Origin of the sequence: Ferruginibacter yonginensis, assembly GCF_042651465.1 — a bacterium.
Lineage (GTDB): Bacteria > Bacteroidota > Bacteroidia > Chitinophagales > Chitinophagaceae > Ferruginibacter > Ferruginibacter yonginensis.
On the sequence record NZ_JBHSCZ010000008.1, the window covers coordinates 1 to 4,839 of the forward strand.

At 29.8% G+C, this 4,839-nt stretch carries 5 protein-coding genes; all 5 read right to left on the reverse strand.

The features are described 5' to 3' along the window. Positions 1–347 precede the first annotated feature (347 nt). On the reverse strand, positions 348–797 hold the full coding sequence (locus tag ACFOWM_RS13875; RefSeq protein ID WP_379711198.1) for a hypothetical protein: 450 nt from the start codon (positions 795–797) through the stop codon (positions 348–350). A 369-nt stretch (positions 798–1,166) separates the two neighbouring features. Then, positions 1,167–1,721 carry a hypothetical protein gene (locus ACFOWM_RS13880; protein ID WP_379711200.1) on the reverse strand — a complete coding sequence of 185 codons (555 nt, stop codon included), beginning with the start codon at positions 1,719–1,721 and terminating at the stop codon, positions 1,167–1,169. A gap of 238 nt (positions 1,722–1,959) precedes the next feature. Further along, positions 1,960–2,844, reverse strand: coding sequence for a hypothetical protein (locus tag ACFOWM_RS13885; protein WP_379711202.1), 885 nt, complete (start codon positions 2,842–2,844; stop codon positions 1,960–1,962). Positions 2,845–2,848: 4 nt separating this feature from the next. Beyond that, entirely contained in the window at positions 2,849–3,154 is a 306-nt protein-coding gene (locus tag ACFOWM_RS13890) for a hypothetical protein (RefSeq protein ID WP_379711204.1), read from the reverse strand. 410 nt (positions 3,155–3,564) lie between these two features. Beyond that, positions 3,565–4,683: a thioredoxin-like domain-containing protein gene (locus tag ACFOWM_RS13895; RefSeq protein ID WP_379711206.1), complete on the reverse strand. Its 1,119-nt coding sequence runs from the start codon at positions 4,681–4,683 to the stop codon at positions 3,565–3,567. Positions 4,684–4,839 lie beyond the last annotated feature (156 nt).

Here is a 4,839-nt window from a genome sequence, read left to right on the forward strand (position 1 = left end):
GCCAATTCTAAATGTCCAATCTTAATTAATTCGTTATAAGTTGTAATTAAAGTCCCATAGTCTAAAACATTTTCTACTATCATTTTGTCAAAGTGTGAAGTGTGTCCAATAAGCTAGCAGCTAACGGACGGGTATTGCTGGTCGTTGGGTTTGCCGACGTCCTGCCCGGTGCTGAAGTTAAATTTATAGAATAAAGTTGATGATTAAAACTACAGTTCAAGAGAAATTCGTCCGCCCGAACTGCTGCTTAGATTTGTACAACTGATGATTGTTATTCCGTCCAGCCCCAATGCCAAGCAATAGCTTTGTTGCCTGCATGTGCTTACACTATAGACTCAAATTTTTTGTCAATGAATTTTTGTATTGGTCAACTTTTCAATGTCGCTAATAAACTTTACGAATGGGGCAGCTTGAGGAACTTGCTCAGAAAAATGCTTTGCATAAATTTCTGGGTTTTCAAAGGTTAGAAAGGTAAAATTCTTCCCAATTTTGGCCTCAACATAATAAATATTTCCGTCATTAACTGTTGCCAGTTGTTTTGATGTTATAAAGTCATAATCAAGGTTTGGTAAGTTTAAGACGTTGTATTTTGAAGTCATCTCTTTGCTTTTTAAGTTCGCTCCCCAACTGTCGAACTTTTTGTCATAAATAATGCTGTCCGCATAATTTTCAACACTAAATATTTCAAGAAAAAGATTATCCTTATTCAGTGTTGAGATTCGGATAAGTTTTTTGTCACCAAATGCCATGAAGCGATAAATTCTTATGTCAACATTAGCTTTTGATTCTGTAATCAAATTGGATAAACAGAATTTTGAATGATGAATTCTTATTGAATCAAATTGACTCGAAAAAGGGATAGGTCGGGACTTATTAATTTTAAGTTGTCCGAAAACACTTAAACCTAAAAATGTCAAAATGATTAATATGTAAGACTGCTTTGTCATAGCATTGCAGGCAACGACCGGGTATTTGCGAAGACTGGGAATTTCGAGTTCCGTCCGCCCGACCGATGCTGGTTTGTTGTTGATGTTGAAATTAAGAAAATTAGTTGATTAGAGAGTGTCCTGCCCGAACTGCAGCTGATTAGAACTTTTCCAGAAGATAACCTATTCGTCCGCCCAGATTTTGCAAATACCAATGTTACCTGGCGTTTGTTTTAATTTTTAAGGAAATTCGAAATAGTATCTTGTTGGATTATTTGGATCTATAAACAAGTTAAATCCTTTTTGTCTTTCAAAAAGGTTCTTTACTCTAGAAATATTCTGTATCGTTGCTTTACTTATATACTTATATGTCTTACCATTGTATTCTTTGTAAAAGACAATATAAGTTTGAATAATTTCTTGTGTCTTATAATTTCGGTTACTATCATAGACCGAATCTAAAATTTCTATTTTATTAGGTATTGCTTCATTTATAATTTCTTGATAAAAGTTTCTGCTTTTTATTTCAGAATTTTCAAGTGTTATTTTTATTTTGTCTCCAATTTTTTTAAGTTCTTCAATTTCTAAAAATCTGTCGAAGTTGCTGTTGTTTTGATGAGTGTTATGATTGATTAGTTTGTATTTAACTAAGAAGAAAAGTCCTGCAGAAATTAAAAGAATGCTTAACGTTATCCAAATTTCTTTTACTGGAATTGCTGTTCCTTCATAATTTACTAACCCAAAAAGGGTAAGCAGTCCTATGCATATGAAAATATATCCTAGAAGTCTGTTCATTTAAATGTCAGGTAACGGTGGGTATTGCTGGTCGTTGGGGTTTGCCGACGTCCAGCCCGGTACTGAAGTTAAATTTATAAAATAATGTTGATGAATAGAACTGATGCTCATGAGAAATCCGTCCGCCCGAACTGCAGCTGGGATTTGAAGAGCCGATGATTGTTATTCCGTCCCGCCCCAATGCCAGCAATAGCTTTGTTGGCTGCTGTAAAGTTTTTTAAAATTTTCATTTTTGGTATTAGTAAATATAAATGCCTTTGTAATATTTATTATTTACTAAGTCTCGAACTCGTACAATTAATGGATAGTTGTTTGAATTATAAACATATTGTAAGGAGTTATTATAATTGTCTAAACCTGAATTTTGTGGACTGAATATTTTTGTCTCCATTAAAATATTATTTTTTTGGGGTAAACTTTGAAAAGGTGGAAAAGTGAATATAGATGACGACTCCAAAAGCACATTAACTAAATGCTTAGGAACTATTCTATAAAATGGATTTATTTTATTGTCATAACTAATATCTGCGTTTGCTGAAACACTAAGTGTGTAATTTGTAACAATTAACCTAAAAAGTGAATCTTTTATATTTATTATATTACCGTTATCTCTTAAAGATGAAAATTTATTAATCTCAAATTGTGTTCCATTTGATATATCTGTTATAATACCACCTTGATTTGTTGTGTTTTGATAATTCAATAAGAAAATTGCTGTACCAGTAGGGTTATATTCAATTATTGAATCGGTTAAAATTTTACCTGTTTGCGAATAAGTAAAATAGTTGAAAGTTGAATCATCACCTGATGATAAATTATAGATTTTCATATGGGTTATATTTGGGTCACTCCCATTGAAAAAATTATAAATAACAAATGAATCAATACCATCAGAAGCTCTGTACGATGTGCAACGTTTTAAATTATCATAGGCAAATGTATATTTGTAGACTGTGTCATTTGGTGCTGCAATTGTTGTGTCTAAAACAATAAATTTTTTTAATAATGTGTCAGCGTTTGTATTTACTATGATAGTGTTTGTTCCATTTTCTATACTATTTTCTTTTTGACAAGAAAATAATATTAACGACACAGCAGTAAGGATTATAAAATTTTTTCTCATTTTTTTATTTTTTTATTTTAGTGTTGTTTATTGATTTTGTTTTTAAGATTTCTTTAATAACAAGTTTGAAGATTGCATAAACATATTGACTTTCAAACACATTTGTTTGTTGTAAATTTTGATTTTTTTCTCTATCAAAAAAGTAAAAAGCAGTTATAGCTGGTTTTCCTAAAACAACAAGTGCATTTTTACTTTTTGATGAACCAACTAGAACATATTTGTAAGTTTTTAAATCTGCGTATTTACTTTTAGAATTAAAAAGTTCTTCTTTTTCTACAAACTCATATTTAAATGGATAATTTTTTATCATAATATCATTTAAATATTTATCTATTTTCTCATTAGTTGTAAATTTCTAAATGAGAAGAATTGATTTCGTTGGTCTAAAACCTGGAGGAATACAATCTATTTCACTTTGTCTAAATATATTTGCTGACGAACATCCAAAAATTAAAAGCGAAAATGTAACATTATAAATAATTGATTTTTTTGTCATGATATTTAGTTTTTTTTATAGCAGCCAACGGACGGGTATTTGCGAAGACTGGGAATTTCGAGTTCCGTCCGCCCGACCGATGTTGATTTGTTGATGATGTTGAAATTATGAAATATTGTTGATTAGTAACGTCCTGCCCGAACCGCAGCTAATTAGAACTTTTCCAGCCGATGACCTATTCGTCCAGCCCAGATTTTGCAAATACCGATGTTAGCGGCTGCCTTTCATTTTAATGCTGACTGAATATAAGTTTCAATATTTTCTATTTCAACATCTTTTAACTGACGTTCATTGTAAATTATTTTTCCATTTTTATCAACTACTAAATAAAAAGGGAGTGACGTTACATCAAATAGCTTTGCTATTTTACTATTTTTCCATTCTAAATTTTCCGAAACATTAATCCATTCATACTTATTTGTTGAAATTTCTTTTTCCCATTTTTCTTTTTTGTTATCAAGATTTACATAAATAACCTCAAGCCCTTGACTTTTATATTTATTATATATAAAGATAAGTTTAGGTATTCTTTCTTTGCAAGGGACACACCAAGTTGCACCGAAAGCAAGTATATATGCTTTATTACGTAGTATTACGTTTGAAAATTCTTGACCTTTATTGGTAGTAGCAGAAAATTCCTTTATTGACTCACCAATTTGTACATTTTTTTTCAGCATTAAATAGTTATAAAATTCAATTCCTAAATCTGAATTTTTTATTTCGTTATCTAATAAATTATAAGATATTAAAAGTTTATCTATTGGAATTGAATTTGAGTAAGACATTGAATATAATTGTATCAGACTAAAAAATATATTTGTATTTTTTGATAAGATTGAAAGCTTACTATTTGTTAAATCTGACTTATCAAAATCACTGAGTACTAAAATATTTTTATTTTTTAACGAAGGTTTAGTTTTATATTGATAATAATAATTTTCAAGACTATCGATTTGCCTAATTATTTTATTTGACTTTGAATTGAGTACTTCAACATTTGATAATTTATTTTTAAATAAAGTAGTCTTAGGTTTTATTTCTTTGATTAAAATATTATTTAATCCACTGTCAAGCACAAAATTAAAGTAACCAAAAGGAGAATTAGAATATAAAGTTGCTAGTTCGCAAGTTTTATTTATTTTTTTATTAAATATGAATTTGTTATTTTTTACTATGATAGAATCTTTTGATTCATATTTATTGTAAGAATAATTATCTGATATAATTAAGTAAATTTTCTTGTTATTGAAAATATCTGGTACTTTCCCTTCAAGAATAGTTGAATATTGACCTATAACATTTTTTGAAAACAATATTAGCAATGTAGAGTACAAAAGTTTCATTTTATATAGCTGTTTGCATTAAGGTAGCCGCTAACGGCCGGGTATTTGCGAAGACTGGGAATTTGGAGTTCCGTCCGCCCGACCGATGCTGATTTTTAGTTGATGTTGAAATTAAGAAATAATGTTGATTAGTAAAGTCCTGCCCGAACCGCAGCT

Coding starts and splice junctions, on each gene's coding strand:
- ACFOWM_RS13880 (WP_379711200.1), bottom strand. CDS start 1,721: ATGAACAGACTTCTAGGATATATTTTCATATGCATAGGACTGCTTACC.
- ACFOWM_RS13885 (WP_379711202.1), bottom strand. CDS start 2,844: ATGAGAAAAAATTTTATAATCCTTACTGCTGTGTCGTTAATATTATTT.
- ACFOWM_RS13890 (WP_379711204.1), bottom strand. CDS start 3,154: ATGATAAAAAATTATCCATTTAAATATGAGTTTGTAGAAAAAGAAGAA.
- ACFOWM_RS13895 (WP_379711206.1), bottom strand. CDS start 4,683: ATGAAACTTTTGTACTCTACATTGCTAATATTGTTTTCAAAAAATGTT.